Below are 15,391 nucleotides of genomic sequence, written 5' to 3'. Positions count from 1 at the left end.
CGCCGAACCGGCACGAGACGCGGTAACATTCTCTGCGCACAAACCGATGCGGAATTCGACACTTTCAGGTCGTGCGGCTGGCTCAACGAAAAAGTGCGCCGATCGCGGGGACGGCGCACTCGCATCACGTATATGAGGCGGCTACTCCGCCATCAATAGTCGTCGCTCTTTTCCGGGGGCACAAGGCCTTCGATACCGGCGAGCAGTTCTTCCTCGGACATGCGATCGAAGGTGACGACCTCCGGCTGGTCCTCCTCGTCCTCGGCCACCACGAATCCGGCTGCCTCGTCGGCGGCGATGGAAGCCGCATCGGGCTCCGGCTCGTCAACTTCGACGTGTTTCTGCAGCGAATGGATCAGGTCTTCCTTCAGGTCACCCGGCGAGAGCGTCTCGTCGGCGATCTCGCGGAGGGCGACGACCGGGTTCTTGTCGTTGTCGCGGTCGACGGTGATGGCAGCGCCCTGCGAAATGAGGCGTGCGCGGTGGCTTGCAAGAAGAACCAGCTCGAAGCGGTTATCTACCTTGTCGATGCAGTCTTCAACGGTGACACGGGCCATTGCCTGTCCTTTGCGGTCGAGAATTTCGGGGTTAGCAAGCCCGATACAATCAATAGGCCGCAAATTCAAGTTTTTCCTTGGCGCCCATCCCGGCTTTACTATCGATCCGAGCGTCCCGAAACGGTTCTCCACTACTGCGGGTAACCCGGTCGGCCGGTCGACACAATTTGCGGGCCATTCATAAAATTGCCGCTTTCAACCTGCGTTTGCTTGGAAAAATCTAGGTGCTGACCTAAATCGAGTATATGATCGCTTCTTAATGTTTGTGATCCGGAAATGCTTAATCGCATCGGAGTCACGCAGATTTTTCAAGCGCTTTTCGGTAAAAGGATACGGCTGAATGTTTGATCCCCGCGAGAAAATCGCACTCTTCATCGACGGCGCCAATCTCTACGCTGCTTCCCGCACACTCGGCTTCGACATCGACTACCGCAAGCTGTTGAAGGCCTTCCAGAAGCGCGGTTATTTGCTACGCGCCTACTACTACACGGCGCTGATCGAGGACCAGGAATATTCCTCGATCCGGCCGCTGATCGACTGGCTCGACTACAACGGCTACAAGGTCGTCACCAAGCCGGCCAAGGAATTCACCGACTCACTCGGACGCCGCAAGATCAAGGGCAACATGGACATCGAACTTGCGATCGATGCCATGGAACAATCCGAAACCGTCGACCATCTGGTGATTTTCTCCGGTGACGGCGATTTCACGACGCTGGTCGAAGCACTGCAGCGCCGGGGACGCAAGGTCTCGGTCGTCTCCACCCTGTCGACGCAGCCGCCGATGATCGCGGACGATCTGCGCCGCCAGGCCGACTACTTCATCGACCTCATCACGCTCAAGGCCGAAATCGGCCGTGATCCGTCCGAGCGCCCAGCACGTGCAACCGATCACCCCGCGGACGAGGTGACCAGTTGAGGACGAGCTGATGGCCCAGGCAAGCCATCACCCCGCTTGACGGTGCAATACGAATAAAATCTGACCGATATCGCTCAGCATTTCTCAATGGAATGCCGCTAAGGAGAAACCCGGACGGAGGAGATACGTCAGGGAAATGCTGAGCGCACTAACGAACATTAGCGGCATGCAACACGTTGCGACCGGTCGGCCGCAGGTCAATGCCGCGCGGACCGAAACCGCTGCCGCCGCTCTGGCTGCACTGTCACCCGCCCAGCCGCTTCCTTCCGTCTCCGATCCGATTGACGAGGACGGCTTTTCCTTCCTCTACCGTCCCAACGGCCTGCCGTCCGGCGCAGACGCATCACCTCTCGCTGTGCCGCAGGCCGCCACCAATGGCAGCAGCGCGCCCAGCCGCCTTGCAGTGGAGAGCACGCAACTGTCGTCCCTGCTGTCATCGCTGATGTCGGCGGCGCCGACCGCAAGCTCCGCCGTCTCGCCAGCAGCGACGGAGCCGTCCGGCGCACAGGAAACGCTGATCGTCAAACTTTATCAGCAGTTCTGAGATCGGGTGCCGGACCGTCGGGTTCGCCAGCGGTCGGAATCCCGGCAAAGACGAGGTCGCAGCCGTCAGGCTCGCTGCAGCTTAGCCTTCCATTTTCAGATTTTGTCCCGGGGCCGGTGCCGCCCCGAAACCGCTCCGCACTTCCGGAGACAGCGCTAGCCGCGTTCCTTCAGCAGACGGCTCTTCTGCCGGTTCCAGTCGCGTTCCTTGGCAGTTTCGCGCTTGTCGTGCAGCTTCTTGCCCTTGGCGAGCGCCAGTTCCAGCTTGGCGCGGCCGCGATCGTTGAAATAGATTTTCAGGGGCACCAGTGTCATGCCCTCGCGATTGACCGCGTTCTGTAGCCGATGCATTTCGCGCTTGGAAAGCAGAAGCTTGCGGCGGCGGCGGGTCTCGTGGTTGAAGCGGTTCGCCTGCAGGTATTCCGGCAGATAGGAATTGATCAGCCAGATCTCGCCGCCCTCGTCGGAGGCATAGGATTCGGCAATGTTGGCCTTGCCGTCCCGCAGCGACTTGACCTCCGTGCCGGTCAGGACCAGCCCGGCCTCGTAGGTATCCACGATCTCGTAATTGAAGCGCGCCTTGCGGTTTTCCGCCACGATCTTCTTGACCGTCGTCGGCTTGGCCTTGGTTGCCATTGTCAGCCTCAGCTCAGAAGGCCCGCGTGCCGCAAGGCCGCGTCCAGTGCCGCTTCGGTCGAGGGCTCCAGCGTCGAAAGGAGCGGCGACCGGACCGCGCGGCTCATGCCGCGGACGCGATTGAGCGCGTACTTCGCGCCGCAAACGCCCGGCTCCATGAAGATCGCCTTGTGCAGCGGCATTAGGCGGTCCTGGTATTCCAGCGCCGCGGAGTAATTGCCGACCAGGGTTGCCATCTGGAACTCGGCGCACAGCCGCGGGGCGACATTCGCCGTCACCGAGATGCATCCGACCCCGCCGTGAGCGTTGAAGCCGAGCGCGGTCGCGTCTTCGCCGGAGAGTTGGACGAAACCCTTGCCGCAGGCGATGCGCTGTTCGGAAACGCGCTCGATCCTGCCGGTGGCATCCTTGACGCCGACGATCGTCGGATATGCCTTGGCCAGCGCGCCCATCGTCTCCGGCGTCATGTCGACCACCGATCGGCCGGGGATGTTGTAAATGACGATCGGCAGCTTCACCGCCTCGGCGATCGCCGCAAAATGCGCGAACATGCCCTTCTGCGTCGGCTTGTTATAGTAAGGCGTGACCACGAGGATCGCGTCTGCACCCGCCTTTTCGGCGTGCTCGGCCAGTTCAATCGCCTCGCTGGTGTTGTTGGAGCCGGCACCCGCAATCACCGGCACTCGCTTCGCCGCCACCTCGATGCAGAGTTCGATCACACGCTTGTGCTCGTCGTGCGAGAGCGTGGGCGATTCGCCTGTGGTTCCCACCGGAACCAGCCCGTGGCTGCCTTCGGCGATCTGCCACTCGACGTGAGCGGCGAAGGCGGCTTCGTCGACCGCCCCGCTTTCGGTGAAGGGGGTGACGAGAGCGGGCATGGAACCCTTGAACATCGAGAACTCCTGAGGCCAGAGCGGTTGCGACCGAACCCACGCTTTGGCCGTATTCGATCGTTAAAAGTGGCCGCAACATAGTCGTGAGACGACCGGGCGGCAAGCGGCGGCTTTTGCGTTTTTTCGTTTCCAACGCCCGTTCACGCATGCTGCGGAGGTCGACAAGTCAGCAGCCGGCAAGCAGGTTCGACGGGGAACGACAGTCACCGGGGTAACACTTCATTAATACAACAATCCGTTAATCAATCGAAATCGTTTCGCAGCGCGTGCGGCGCATGTTTCAGCGGGCCGGATCTTCATGACGATCACCAACAGCTTGGCAGTGTTCCTTCTGCTTGCGACCGGCAGCCTGGCTACGGCGGCGCTTGGCGCGCAGCTTCCGACCGACGGCGCACCGTTGCCGCAGGTCAAGCCGCTCGGCTTCGCGCCCGGCCAGGCCCCGCACGGAGCAACCGGTACCAACCCGCTTGCCAGCAGTCCATCGCCCGTCGCGGCAAACCTCAAGAACGGTCTCGACGCCCTTTCCAACAAGGACGCCGAGACGGCCTTGGGTATCCGTGACGCTATGCCGGAAGGCCTGGACCGCCATATCCTCACCTGGGCCATCGCGGTCTCCGGGCAGAAGGGCGTTCCCTCCTATGAGATCGCCGACGCACAAAACGCGTTGAGGGGATGGCCGGGACTGAAGGTCCTGCGCGCCAATTCGGAGCGGGCCATGGCGCGCGAGACCCCGACGACCCGCAACGTCCTCGCCGCCTTCGGCACGACCAGCGCCGAGACGGTCGAAGGCGCGATGGTGCTGGCGCGCGCCCGTCTCGCAAACAACGATTCCTCCGGAGCAGCGCAGACGCTGCGAGCGTTCTGGCACAAGGACGCGCTCGACCAGCAGACCGAAACGAAGATCCTCGACGAGTTTGGAGGGCTGCTTACGGTCGCCGACCATCGCAAGCGCATGGACATGTTGCTCTATCGCGAGCGGACGCAGCAGGCGCAGCGGTTCGGCGACCTGGCGCGCGCGCAATCGCTCTATCGCGCCTGGGCCGCCGTCATCGGCAAGGCAAAGAATGCCGATGCCCTGGTGAAGGCGGTCGATCCGTCCTGGCAGAAAGACCCTGCCTATGCCTTCCTGCGGGCGGAACTGGCGAACCGGGCCGAGAACTACGGGGCGGCTGCACAGTTGCTGTCACGCAAGCTGCCGGAAGATGCGGTCGCAAACGCGGCGGGCGCTTGGTGGGTGGAGCAGCGCATCGCCAGCCGCGGTCTTGCCGATCGGGGAGACTACAAGGCGGCCTATCGCCTCGCGGCGAACCACGCCGCCACCTCGGAGACCGACGTTGTTGAAGCCGAGTTCCACGCCGGCTGGTATGCGTTGCGCGGGCTCAAGTCCCCCTCGACCGCATCCGCTCATTTCCAGAAGATCCTGCGCGTCTCGAACCGGCCGCTGGCCGTCTCGCGCGCCTGGTACTGGATGGGCCGGGCTGCAGAGGCCGGCGGTGAACCGCAGGCGCAGGAATACTACGGCAAGGCGGCAACGTTCAGCGGCACTTATTACGGCCAGCTTGCCGCGGCCCGGCTCGGCCGGACAGTGCTGAACGTCGCTTATCCCACGCCGACCGCCGACGAGCGCGCCCGGTTTCAGGCGCGGGAGGCCGTCCAAGCGATCGACCGGCTATCCGTCGCTGGCCACGGCTGGAGGGCCGCCAGCATCTACCGCGCACTGGCCGAGGAACTGCAAAGTCCGGGCGAACTGGCGCTGCTTGCCGCACAGGCGGAACGGGCCGGCAACCATCAGCTTTCGCTGCAGGTCGGCAAGATCGCCTTCGGGCGCGGCATCGACGTCGCGGCGCTCGCGTTTCCGGTCGGCGTCATTCCCGCGAGCGCCAATATTTCCGGCGCCGGCAAGGCCCTCGCCTACGCGATCGCACGGCAGGAAAGCGCCTTCAACCCCGCAGCCATCTCCCCCGCCAACGCCCGCGGCCTGCTGCAATTGATGCCCGGCACGGCGCAAGGCGTCGCCAAGCGCTATGGCCTCGCCTATTCCAAGGAACGCCTGACCAGCGACGCCGCCTACAACGCCACGCTCGGGGCGCATTTCCTCGGCGAACAGATCAACGACTTCCAAGGCTCCTACATTCTCACCTTCATCGCCTACAACGCCGGTCCGCGTCGCGTCGACCAATGGATCCAGCGATATGGCGATCCGCGCGGCAAGCCGATCGATGACGTCGTCGACTGGGTCGAGCGGATCCCCTTCTCGGAAACACGAAGCTATGTGCAGCGTGTGATGGAAAACTATCAGGTCTACAAGACCCGGCTTGGCCAGACGGCCGACATCGTGCAGGATCTGCGCATGGGTCGGTGAGCTCATCCGGAACGTTCGATTGCACCGGAAGGCCTTTGTTTATGCTATTTGTTCTGGAGCCACACCCGCAGGCGGAATTGGACCATAACCCGGATGACGCTTGATCGAGACAGCGCATTTGAGCAATGCTGGTTTCCGGCGCGCGACGGCCTGATGCTTCATGCCCGCGACTATCGCCGGGACGCGCCGGGAATACCGGTCATCTGCCTTCCCGGCCTCAGCCGCAACGCCCGTGACTTTCATCAGTTCGCATCGATGATCTCCGCGCAAAAGGAGAAGCCGCGACGCGTGCTGGCGCTCGACTATCGCGGGCGAGGCCGCTCGGACTGGGACGAGAACAAGGCAAACTACAATCTTGCCGTCGAGTGCGAAGACGTGCTGACAGCAATGCAAGTCTTCGATATCGCACGCGCCATCTTCATCGGCACTTCGCGCGGCGGACTGATCCTGCACTTGCTGGCGGCAAGCAGGCCGGAACTGCTCGAGGCGGTGATCCTGAACGACATCGGACCGGCAATCGAAGCAGAGGGCCTAAGGGAAATCGCAACCTATCTGGGCCGCCATAGCGAACCGAAGGACTGGAATGATGCGGCCAGCATCCTGCGCGCCACGCACGGTTCCACCTTTCCCGCCCTGACCGAAACGGACTGGCACGACATGGCCGTGGCAATCTATGCGGAGAAGGATGGGCGTCTCACATCAGACTTCGATCCGGCAATCGCAGCCCAATTGCGGGCCCTGGATCTCTCACAGCCCCTGCCCGAGCTCTGGCCGCAATTCGACGCGTTCACCGCCAAACCCCTGTTGGCGATCCGCGGCGAGCATTCGCGGCTGCTATCCGAGGCGACGCTGAGGGAAATGGCGCGCCGTCATCCGGCGATCCGGCGCTGCACCGCCCGTGGACAGGGGCATGCTCCGCTCCTGCATAAACCGGATGCTTTTGCTGCAATCGCAGATTTTCTCGACACGATCTGAACCGGCTGCAGTCGCAGCATTCAGTGCCACCACACCGTCGCAACCTGCTACCGCAGCGTCAGGCCAGCGTTTAAACCGTGCCCTCGCCCGAAATGCGAAAAGCCCGGCTCGAAAGCCGGGCTCCGTCCAAAATGACCGAGGTCAGATCAGATTAGAACGAACGCTGGAAGCGGATCTTGCCGCCCCAATCGTTGGAACCTTCATGCAGGTCGTCGTAGTTGTTGACCCAGGAAACTTCCGGCTGAATGGTGAAGCCCGGAACGACCGAGTAAGCAATACCGACCGATGCTTCAGCGTCGCCGGCGTTGTCGCCAGATACGCCGTCCATGAAGTTCAGGTCAGCATAGATAGCGAGCTTTTCGGTTGCCTGGTACTGTGCACCGAGCCAGACAGCCCAGTCACCGTTCCACTGAGCGTAGTCGTTGACCTGGTCGCCGTCGGTGTTCCAGCCGGCCATTACGAACGCGCTGAAGGCGCCGAACGTAGCGTTGATACGGCCCTTGATGGCGCCTTCTTCGACAACGCTGTCGTAACCGCCAACGAGGAACGCCTGGAAGCCACCAGCCGAGTAGCCGAGACCGCCTACGAGGTTCGGGATGTACTCGTCGGCATTCAGTTCATTGGCGTCGGTGTTGTCTTCAACAGCTGCCGTGAAGGAGAAGCCGTTGCTCGTGTCACCGTAGGTGTAGCGGATCTGCGTGCGAGCCGTATCACCGTAGTTGACGAGGATGTAGTCGTTCATGGCGTAACCGCCACCGATGTAGCCACCGGCGAACAGCGAGTCGGTGTAACCGATCAGGAGGCCGGCGAACTCGATGTAGCCATGAGCAAGGCTCGTGCCGCCACCGTTGTTGTCGTCGCGGTCGAAGTTGATTTCGGCGTAGGTCTTCAGAGCACCGTATTCGGTGTCGGAAGCCGACGAGACGCGCAGGTTGAAGCGCGAACGGGTGCTCCAGGAGTCGCCGCCGCCGTCAGCGGTGCGCTCGAGGGTGGTGATGCCGGTGTCGGGATCCGTCACTTCTTCGAACTTGAAGGTGTTCTGACCGAGAACGTCGCCGCCGTTGACGTCAACGCGGATGTAGCCGCCGATCTTGAGGCAGGTTTCGGTGCCGGGGATGTAGAAGTAGCCGGTGCCGAAAGCGTCGCAAACGCGAACGTATTCCATCGGCTCGGGCTCGGCAGCGACGATTGCGTCAGCGGCCTGTGCGCCGGATACTGCTGCGAGAGCAGCAGCGGAGCCGAGAAGAAGGCTCTTGATGTTCATTTTCTGACCTCCAGTCAAAAGTTTCATTCGGGTCTGGGTCTTTTTGCTGAAGGACAGCGTTTCCCTGCCCCATCCCCAATTTCAGGAAGCGGACGATCACCGCCCCTGCTTCCGGAGTTGAAAATACAAGACGAGGATGCGGAGGCAATCTCCAAACCGCCGGAAGGAAGCGTTTGCCTCACCCTTCCGGTTCCCCTGTTGCGCAAAGGACACAAAATTGTAACTGGGGGACAGGGAAATTTACCAGTCGTTAACAAAGTCCCTTACGATCCGGGCACTTAGACGGTCAGAGCCGGCACCTTGCGCAGGCCTTGTGGAGGTCGATTCACGCGGGATTCGCGCTTGAAAGTCGTCAAAACGTCCCTGCTTCCCGACAAGACTCCCAGCCATGCCATACAAGACGAAGGCATCAAGACGCGGCGGCACGTGTCTCGATTCGAGAATCACCGAGCGAACAGAGAGCTGGAAACCCGGCCGAAGCCGGGTCCCCAATCGGATGGAACGGATCAGAAGTTCCGCTGGAAGCGGAGAACGCCGCCCCAGTCTTCCGCCTTCGGGCCGAGCTTTTCGTCGGCGTCGCTGCGGTAGTTGACTTCCGGAATGATCGAGAAGCCCGGAACGACCTGGTAGGCTACGTTGAGAGCGGCTTCGACGTTGTCGCCGTCATCGAAGTTGACCGAAGCGTTCAGCGTGGCCTTTTCGGTCAGGCTGTAGGAACCGCCGAGCCAGACGGCCCAGTCGCCATCCCAACGGGCGTAGTTGTTCTGGAAGTCGCCGTCGGTGTTCCAGCCAGCCATCGCGAACAGCGAGACCTGACCAAGGGTGACGTCGCCGCGAACCTTGATTGCGCCTTCTTCAGCCGACTCGTCATAACCGCCGACTGCACGAAGCTGCCAGGCGCCACCGTTGTAGCCGAGGGCTGCGACCAGATCCGGCATGTAGTTGTCGTCACCGGCGAGATTGGGCTCATTGTCATCTCCGCTGCTGTCGTCTTCGACGGCGAACGCGAAGCTGAAGCCATTGCCAGCATCGTAGGTGTAACGGATCTGCGTGCGGTTAAAGTCACCGTAGTCAACGTCGTAGAAGTCGTTGATGGTGTTGCCTGCATCGCCGGTAAAGGCGGTGAAGAGCGTATCGGTATAACCGACGAGGATGCCGCCGAGCTCGATGTAAGCCTGGTCGAGTTCGGTTTCGCTCTGGTTGTCGTCAGCCTGGAAGAGGAGTTCCGCGTAGGTCTTCAGGGCACCGTATTCGGTGTCAGAAGCCGTCGAAACGCGCAGGTTCAAACGCGAGCGGGTCTTCCAGGAGTCGCCGCCGCCGGTGCCGGCTGCGGACGGATTTGCGAAGGTGTCCTGGCCATTGATGTCGCCGCCCTGGAAGTCAACGCGGACGTAACCGCCGATCTTGAGGCAGGTCTCGGTGCCGGGAATGTAGAAGTAGCCCGTGCCGAACGCGTCGCAAACGCGAACGTATTCCATCGGCTCCGGCTCGGCGGCGATGATCGCGTCCGCGGCCTGGGCGCCGGAAACTGCTGCGAGTGCCGCAGCGGAGCCGAGAAGAAGGCTCTTGATGTTCATTTTTGACCTCCAGTCAATTCTGATCTGATTGCGCCGGCGGGCGAACTCTTCGTCCATCCGTCCGACTGACGCATGCCCGGGATGGGAGCCCCCGACCTGCTGGGCGCCACATTGCAGCCAGGCAGACGCCGCGCAACCGCCAAATTCAAATATTACTTGAGTCTATCAGGTTGCCGATGCGGCTTGTTGCAATAATAGCACGCCAGTTTTTAGCGTTTTTGCATCATGATGTTGATATAATTGAAAAATTAGCGCCTAAAATAGAAACAAATATGTATTTAGGTTACATTTTTGTTCCTAATATTTACTTTGATAAGTCAGTTACAGTTGAGAGAAATACGATGCTTTTATTGAATAGTACGCAAACTTGACGAATGATTTATTGAAGCTTCCTACAAATCACGCGAATATTCCTGCCAAACCACCGAACTGTCGCAGGCCTTGGCTTGCTTGCGGGGGGCCGATCGGCGAACATCGGGGGCGACAGTTCGCGAGCTGAGAGGGACCAGCAAATGCCTGCCACCAGATCCTGCGCCATAGCCGTTGCCGCGCTCGTCTCGTGCGTTTCCGTGGCGCTGGCGGAAGATGCGATCAAGGCCGGCGAGCAAAGGGCGCGTGAGGAGATCAATCCCTGCGCAACGTTCGGCCCCGGCTACAACAGGCTCGCCGGCACCGAAACCTGCATCAAGATCGGCGGCAGCGTCCGGATCGATTTCGGCGCGGGCGACATCGAACGCAGGCGGCGCAGCGAAAACTAGTCGCCCCCGTCCTGAGCATTCCGAGAAACGATTCGATTCTTCGGCGGAATGTGCGCAGACTGAGAATATTGCCGTGTGTGCGCTCCGGTCGCATGAAAGGTGCGGCCGATGTTTCCATCCGCCGGTTCTCAACGGAGGCGGCAATGCGGATTGGACGTGTCCTGCTGGTCTGCGCCGCGGCCCTTGCCGCCGCGGAGGCGCGTGCGGCCGAACCCATAATCGCCGCGCCGCCGGAACCTGCCGCCTATGTCCGCGTCTGCGACGCCTTCGGAGAAGGACACTTCTATATTCCCGGCACGGAAACCTGCCTGAAGATCGGCGGCTATCTTCGCGTCGAGGTCGCCGGAGGCGATCCCAACGAGCAGGACACCTTTCCCGGTGGCGGCGGCGATTCCTGGTCGACGCGCTCCCGATTCGATCTGCGCGCGGGTACTGCGACCGATACCGAATACGGCCCACTGACCACCTTTGCGGAGGCGGAGATCCAGAACGACGACAACGGGCCGACCGAGATCGACATGGAGAACATGTATATCGAGCTGGGCGGCCTGCGGTTCGGCTTCTCGGATACGCTTTTTACCGAGTTCACCGGCGACGCGGGCAACACCATCAAGGATTACTACGACGTCGACTACGGCGACTTCGGCCGTACCCAGGTCCGCTATACTTATGACGCCGGTGCAGGCTTCGGCTTCGCCGCCTCCATCGAGGACGGCAGCGACGACAACGCTTCCTTTGCCCTGCCGGACACTCCAGGTGACGATAGCTACATGCCGGACCTGGTCGTCGCAGCCGGATACGATGCCGATATGTTCGCGATTCGCGCCGTCGGCGGATACGACGAGTCGGCGGAGGCGGGCGCAATCAAGCTACGGCTGGATGGCAGCCTCGGCCCGCTCGACCTCTTTGCCATGGGCGGGTGGAACACCGATGGCGACACGCCCAACACCTATGCGCGCTGGAGCGGCGACTGGGCCCTCTGGGTCGGCAGTTCCTTCAAGGTGACGGAGAAGGCGACGATGAACGCCTCCGCGAACTTCGACGACAGCGGCGATGCCGAAGCCTCGCTCAATCTGTCCTACACGGTCGTTCCTGGCTTCACCGTCACGCCGGAACTCAATTATCGCAACAAGATGGACGAGAAAGCCGGTCCAGATGCAGAGGACTGGGGCGGCGTGATCCGGTTTCAGCGAAATTTCTGACGTTGCCCTGGACATACAAGAAGGCCCGGCAATGCCGGGCCCCTTTCGTGTCGCTGCGATGGCTGCGCCTATCGCTGGAAGTTGACCACGACGGCGGGGTCGACGGCGCCCGCCTCCGCTTCGGCAACGCCCAGTCCGGTTGCCACCACCGACACGCGGAACTTGCCGGCCAGTTCCTGGTCGAAGATCGCGCCGACGACGATGTTGGCATCGTGGTGGACCTCGTCGCGAATGCGGGAGGCCGCTTCATCCACCTCGAAGAGCGTCATGTCCGTGCCGCCGGAGATCGAGATCAGCACGCCCTGGGCGCCCTTCATCGAGGCCTCGTCAAGCAGCGGGTTGGCGATTGCAGCCTCCGCCGCGTTCATCGCCCTGCCCTCGCCCGAGGCTTCGCCCGTTCCCATCATGGCACGGCCCATGTCTTTCATGACCGCCCTGACGTCGGCGAAATCGAGGTTGATCAGGCCTTCCTTGACGATCAGGTCGGTGATGCAGCTGACGCCGGAATAGAGGACGCGGTCGGCCATGATGAAGGCGTCGGCAAAAGTCGTGTCGGCCGTCGCGACGCGGAAGAGATTCTGGTTGGGAATGACGATGACGGTATCGGCGCTCTCGCGCAGGCGCGCGATGCCCTCGTCGGCCATCTGCATGCGCTTGCGCCCCTCGAAGCTGAAGGGCTTGGTGACGACGCCGACGGTGAGGATGCCGGCATTGCGGGCAGCCTGGGCAATGACGGCAGCGGCTCCGGTGCCGGTGCCACCGCCCATTCCGGCGGTGACGAAGCACATGTGCGTGCCGGACAGGTGGTCCATGATCTCGTCGATCGACTCTTCGGCTGCCGCGCGGCCGATTTCCGGATGCGCACCCGCTCCGAGGCCGCCGGTGACATCGGCGCCGAGCTGGATGATGCGCGATGCCTTGGACATGGTCAGGGCCTGGGCGTCGGTGTTGGCGACAACGAACTCCGCGCCTTGCAGGTTCTCGGTGATCATGTTGTTGACGGCGTTGCCGCCACCGCCGCCGACGCCGATCACGGTGATCTTCGGCCGCATCTCCGCAATCTCGTAGGGGCGGGCATTCGTCATGTTTGTCTCCTCGTATAATCGGGGGCGGCGCATTGCCTCGGTCGTCCGCGGCCGCGAATCACTGCGTCCCCGTTTGTGGATAGTGGATAACAGATATCGTCCGCAAATGGGCGAAACCGGCGGTCGGCATTCGGATAATGGCGACGCAACCAGAAGAGTCGGCAAGTGCGGCTTTCTCACGGCACGAAAGCCGAACCTCGCCGGTCAGCAGATCGACCTGCTCGCAGGTTACCGGCGGACGAGAGTAATGCCGTCACGACGAACCGTCGCTGGCGGCACTCGATTGCCCGATCCAATCGATCTTACCTGAGGTCGTGCTTGCTTTGCTGGAAAGCCTCGAACCGCCTTGCTTCCTCCTCCGTCAGGAATGCCGTGTGCACGGTGTTATCGTCGATGCGCACGGTCACGATCCATCTTCCGCTCTGTTGCACGACTGTGACGGCTTTTGCCGGCCTGTTCCCGATTTTCAAGTTAGCCTCCGATGTCCCACCAAAAGCTTTCCCATGGTCAACGAAGGAGGCAGGCCGTGCAAGCGGCACGACGGCAACCACCGGTAAACGATTCGTGAACCCGGTGCCCCTCGTGCCGCGCGAAGCCAACGGTGCTGCATTGTGCCGGCCGGGGATCGCGCAGTTTCGGAGGGGTGGAGCAATGCGAAAACGCCGCGGAATGAACATATGAAAAAGTTTCGCAGTCCCGCTAACAGTACATAAACGAACATCAACTAAATTAGCCCATCATCAATTTGGGGCGAATCGAGATGAATGGGGTCTCTGTTAATAAAATGCGGCGCCTTCTCGAGGATGAAGGTGGCAACTTCGGCATAATGACAGCGCTGCTGCTGCCAGTGCTCTTCCTCGCCGGTTCAGTGGCAGTGAACGTAACCTCCGCCGTGAAGGAAAGCTCCAAAATGCAGGCGGCGCTGGATACGGCAGCGATCACCGCCGTCAAATCCTTTGGCGAAGGGGAGAGCGAAAGCGACGCGCGGACGGCGGCCAATGCGCTGTTCTTCGCAAATTTTGAACGATCTTCCCACCTGGAGGCGGACAACCTGTCCGATCCGGACGAAGGGGCGACGATCCAGGTTGAATTCTCGGTGATCGACGACGAACCGACTGCCACGGCATCATACAAAGCGGACTACGATCCGCTTTTCTGGGGCCTGCGTCCCTATCGGATCAGCCGAGAAAGCGTCGCCGCGCGCGCGCAGGGTAAGGAGGCGTGCATCCTGGCCCTCCATCCTACGGCCACCCGGGCCTTCGAGGTTGGCGGCAGCGCGACCGTCGACACCTCGAACTGCACGATCACATCCAACTCAAAAGACGTACAGTCCATCTATATCGGCGGTACAGCCACCCTGAAGGCTGAATGTCTCTACGCGACCGGCAAGGTGTCGGCAACGCTCGCGAATACCAAACTTGCTTGCGGCAAGGCGCGTGAGGACGTGCCACCAACGCCCGACCCCTTCAAGCGGAAGGCCATGCCCACGGCGGGAAGTTTGGTCAACCTGGCTGGATGCGGTCAGAACTTCGTCGGCAATGGCGGCGGCAACGGCGACTGCAACGGCACCGGCAAAACGCCGAGCAAGGTGCCGGACGATTACAGCGTTACGTTGAAACCCGGGACTTATCGTGGCCTGGAGGTCAAGGGAAAGGTCCGCCTGGAGGCCGGGAACTATATCATCGACGGGGGTGCCCTGAAGTTTACCAGCCAGTCGATCATCAGCGGAGATGGCGTAACATTCTTCCTGCTCAATGGAGCCCAGATCGACATTCACGGTGGGGCGAACTTTCACGTGACCGCCGCCACGAGCGGCCCCTGGGCAGGCTTTGTCATCGTCGCGGCCAGGAACAACACCCAGGCGGCTGTCATCAACGGCAACAGCGCCTCCTCGTTGACGGGCATCATCTACATGCCGGCGTCGACGGAGATCAAGTACGCGGGGAGTGGCACGACCGGCGGTGAGTGCGTCCGCATTGTCGCGCAGGAGATCACGATGATCGGCAACAGCGCCTTCAAAAGCGACTGCAAAAAAGAGCTGGCCGACGCCAAGATCAACAATCCCGGCGCGATCCGGCTGGTGCGGTGAGTGGCGTTTCGCGCGCCACCGCGCTCGCGTCCGAAATGTCCCGCGGCGCCATTCCTGGCGCCGCTCTTTTACCAGAAGCTGAAGGCTGCGCTTCGCCCGAATATCTGCCAGCGGGCGCAAGGTAACGCCCCCGGGTACGGTTCACTCAGTCGTGTCTTCCGTATTGCTGCTCTCGTCGGGGACGTGGATCGGCAGATAGCCGCTCTCTTCCAGCCACTCCCGAACGATCAGCGCAATTGCATATTCGCGCTTCCAGTTGAAGTCGCCGCACGCTTGAGCAAGCGCATCCTCGACGTCTTGGTCAAAGATCAGGCCGACTTTCACCCCATTGGTTATTGTCCTCAGTCGGCGTTTCGATTCGTTCGCGAGCGCCTCGAAACGGTCCGTCGCTGTCTTCGCTCCGACCCTGCCGCAGCATCGTCAAGAAATTCAAGGGTATATGGCGGAGAAGAAGGGATTCGAACCCTCGATACCGTTCCCGGTATACTCCCTTAGCAGGGGAGCGCCTTCGACCACTCGGCCACCTCTCCG

14 protein-coding genes and 1 tRNA gene are annotated in these 15,391 nt (G+C 61.5%); 7 read left to right on the top strand and 8 right to left on the bottom strand.

The genetic code is table 11. The features are described from left to right. Positions 1–152 precede the first annotated feature (152 nt). The gene (rpoZ, locus tag J2Y48_RS12765; RefSeq protein WP_310418185.1) at positions 153–557 is read right to left on the bottom strand and encodes a DNA-directed RNA polymerase subunit omega; all 405 of its coding nucleotides are present in this window, start codon (positions 555–557) and stop codon (positions 153–155) included. Between the two features lie 340 nt (positions 558–897). Here rpoZ and J2Y48_RS12760 point away from each other — a divergent pair, with 340 nt between their 5' ends. Both J2Y48_RS12760 and J2Y48_RS12755 read left to right on the top strand, forming a co-directional pair. Further along, positions 898–1,476 carry an NYN domain-containing protein gene (locus tag J2Y48_RS12760; protein ID WP_310418182.1) on the top strand — a complete coding sequence of 193 codons (579 nt, stop codon included), beginning with the start codon at positions 898–900 and terminating at the stop codon, positions 1,474–1,476. Positions 1,477–1,612: 136 nt separating this feature from the next. Beyond that, entirely contained in the window at positions 1,613–2,020 is a 408-nt protein-coding gene (locus J2Y48_RS12755; protein WP_310418179.1) for a hypothetical protein, read from the top strand. A 155-nt stretch (positions 2,021–2,175) separates the two neighbouring features. Here the strand turns inward: J2Y48_RS12755 and smpB are convergent, their stop codons facing one another. Together smpB and dapA are read right to left on the bottom strand one after the other, a co-directional pair. Beyond that, a complete protein-coding gene (gene smpB, locus J2Y48_RS12750) occupies positions 2,176–2,655 on the bottom strand; it encodes an SsrA-binding protein SmpB (protein WP_310418177.1) in 480 nt (159 codons plus the stop codon). An 8-nt stretch (positions 2,656–2,663) separates the two neighbouring features. Further along, positions 2,664–3,548, bottom strand: a complete 885-nt coding sequence (dapA, locus tag J2Y48_RS12745) for a 4-hydroxy-tetrahydrodipicolinate synthase (protein ID WP_310418174.1) — start codon at positions 3,546–3,548, stop codon at positions 2,664–2,666. A gap of 298 nt (positions 3,549–3,846) precedes the next feature. Here dapA and J2Y48_RS12740 point away from each other — a divergent pair, with 298 nt between their 5' ends. Both J2Y48_RS12740 and J2Y48_RS12735 read left to right on the top strand, forming a co-directional pair. Then, positions 3,847–5,910 (top strand): lytic transglycosylase domain-containing protein, encoded by a 2,064-nt coding sequence (locus J2Y48_RS12740; protein WP_310418172.1) that lies wholly within the window; start codon positions 3,847–3,849, stop codon positions 5,908–5,910. 93 nt (positions 5,911–6,003) lie between these two features. Next, the gene (locus J2Y48_RS12735) at positions 6,004–6,885 is read left to right on the top strand and encodes an alpha/beta hydrolase (protein WP_310418168.1); all 882 of its coding nucleotides are present in this window, start codon (positions 6,004–6,006) and stop codon (positions 6,883–6,885) included. 151 nt (positions 6,886–7,036) lie between these two features. Here the strand turns inward: J2Y48_RS12735 and J2Y48_RS12730 are convergent, their stop codons facing one another. Both J2Y48_RS12730 and J2Y48_RS12725 read right to left on the bottom strand, forming a co-directional pair. Next, positions 7,037–8,149: a porin gene (locus tag J2Y48_RS12730; RefSeq protein ID WP_310418165.1), complete on the bottom strand. Its 1,113-nt coding sequence runs from the start codon at positions 8,147–8,149 to the stop codon at positions 7,037–7,039. 506 nt (positions 8,150–8,655) lie between these two features. Then, positions 8,656–9,726 (bottom strand): porin, encoded by a 1,071-nt coding sequence (locus J2Y48_RS12725; protein WP_310418160.1) that lies wholly within the window; start codon positions 9,724–9,726, stop codon positions 8,656–8,658. 512 nt (positions 9,727–10,238) lie between these two features. Here J2Y48_RS12725 and J2Y48_RS12720 point away from each other — a divergent pair. Next, positions 10,239–10,484, top strand: coding sequence for a porin (locus tag J2Y48_RS12720; RefSeq protein ID WP_310418157.1), 246 nt, complete (start codon positions 10,239–10,241; stop codon positions 10,482–10,484). 143 nt (positions 10,485–10,627) lie between these two features. Further along, positions 10,628–11,686: a porin gene (locus J2Y48_RS12715; RefSeq protein WP_310418154.1), complete on the top strand. Its 1,059-nt coding sequence runs from the start codon at positions 10,628–10,630 to the stop codon at positions 11,684–11,686. Between the two features lie 68 nt (positions 11,687–11,754). On the opposite strand, the gene ftsZ is transcribed toward J2Y48_RS12715, so the two are convergent. Next, positions 11,755–12,771, bottom strand: a complete 1,017-nt coding sequence (gene ftsZ / locus J2Y48_RS12710; protein WP_310418151.1) for a cell division protein FtsZ — start codon at positions 12,769–12,771, stop codon at positions 11,755–11,757. 760 nt (positions 12,772–13,531) lie between these two features. Between ftsZ and J2Y48_RS12705 the strand changes: the two genes are divergently transcribed. Further along, on the top strand, positions 13,532–14,860 hold the full coding sequence (locus J2Y48_RS12705; RefSeq protein ID WP_310418149.1) for a pilus assembly protein: 1,329 nt from the start codon (positions 13,532–13,534) through the stop codon (positions 14,858–14,860). 141 nt (positions 14,861–15,001) lie between these two features. Here J2Y48_RS12705 and J2Y48_RS12700 read toward each other — a convergent pair whose 3' ends face one another. Beyond that, positions 15,002–15,184: a hypothetical protein gene (locus J2Y48_RS12700; RefSeq protein ID WP_310418146.1), complete on the bottom strand. Its 183-nt coding sequence runs from the start codon at positions 15,182–15,184 to the stop codon at positions 15,002–15,004. Positions 15,185–15,300: 116 nt separating this feature from the next. Further along, positions 15,301–15,390 (bottom strand) — tRNA-Ser (locus tag J2Y48_RS12695). Position 15,391: the final 1 nt, after the last annotated feature.

Origin of the sequence: Mycoplana sp. BE70, from assembly GCF_031455855.1 — a bacterium.
Taxonomy (GTDB): Bacteria; Pseudomonadota; Alphaproteobacteria; order Rhizobiales; family Rhizobiaceae; genus Mycoplana.
Note: the sequence above shows the minus strand (reverse complement) of the source record. Positions and strands in the feature narration are given on the sequence as shown.

Excerpts from the sequence above, each read along its gene's own strand:
- dapA (WP_310418174.1), bottom strand. The coding sequence starts at position 3,548 with ATGTTCAAGGGTTCCATGCCCGCTCTCGTCACCCCCTTCACCGAAAGC.
- J2Y48_RS12740 (WP_310418172.1), top strand. The coding sequence starts at position 3,847 with ATGACGATCACCAACAGCTTGGCAGTGTTCCTTCTGCTTGCGACCGGC.
- J2Y48_RS12705 (WP_310418149.1), top strand. The coding sequence starts at position 13,532 with ATGAATGGGGTCTCTGTTAATAAAATGCGGCGCCTTCTCGAGGATGAA.
- J2Y48_RS12715 (WP_310418154.1), top strand. The coding sequence starts at position 10,628 with ATGCGGATTGGACGTGTCCTGCTGGTCTGCGCCGCGGCCCTTGCCGCC.
- J2Y48_RS12755 (WP_310418179.1), top strand. The coding sequence starts at position 1,613 with ATGCTGAGCGCACTAACGAACATTAGCGGCATGCAACACGTTGCGACC.
- smpB (WP_310418177.1), bottom strand. The coding sequence starts at position 2,655 with ATGGCAACCAAGGCCAAGCCGACGACGGTCAAGAAGATCGTGGCGGAA.
- J2Y48_RS12720 (WP_310418157.1), top strand. The coding sequence starts at position 10,239 with ATGCCTGCCACCAGATCCTGCGCCATAGCCGTTGCCGCGCTCGTCTCG.
- J2Y48_RS12730 (WP_310418165.1), bottom strand. The coding sequence starts at position 8,149 with ATGAACATCAAGAGCCTTCTTCTCGGCTCCGCTGCTGCTCTCGCAGCA.
- J2Y48_RS12735 (WP_310418168.1), top strand. The coding sequence starts at position 6,004 with ATGACGCTTGATCGAGACAGCGCATTTGAGCAATGCTGGTTTCCGGCG.
- J2Y48_RS12725 (WP_310418160.1), bottom strand. The coding sequence starts at position 9,726 with ATGAACATCAAGAGCCTTCTTCTCGGCTCCGCTGCGGCACTCGCAGCA.
- rpoZ (WP_310418185.1), bottom strand. The coding sequence starts at position 557 with ATGGCCCGTGTCACCGTTGAAGACTGCATCGACAAGGTAGATAACCGC.
- J2Y48_RS12760 (WP_310418182.1), top strand. The coding sequence starts at position 898 with ATGTTTGATCCCCGCGAGAAAATCGCACTCTTCATCGACGGCGCCAAT.
- ftsZ (WP_310418151.1), bottom strand. The coding sequence starts at position 12,771 with ATGACGAATGCCCGCCCCTACGAGATTGCGGAGATGCGGCCGAAGATC.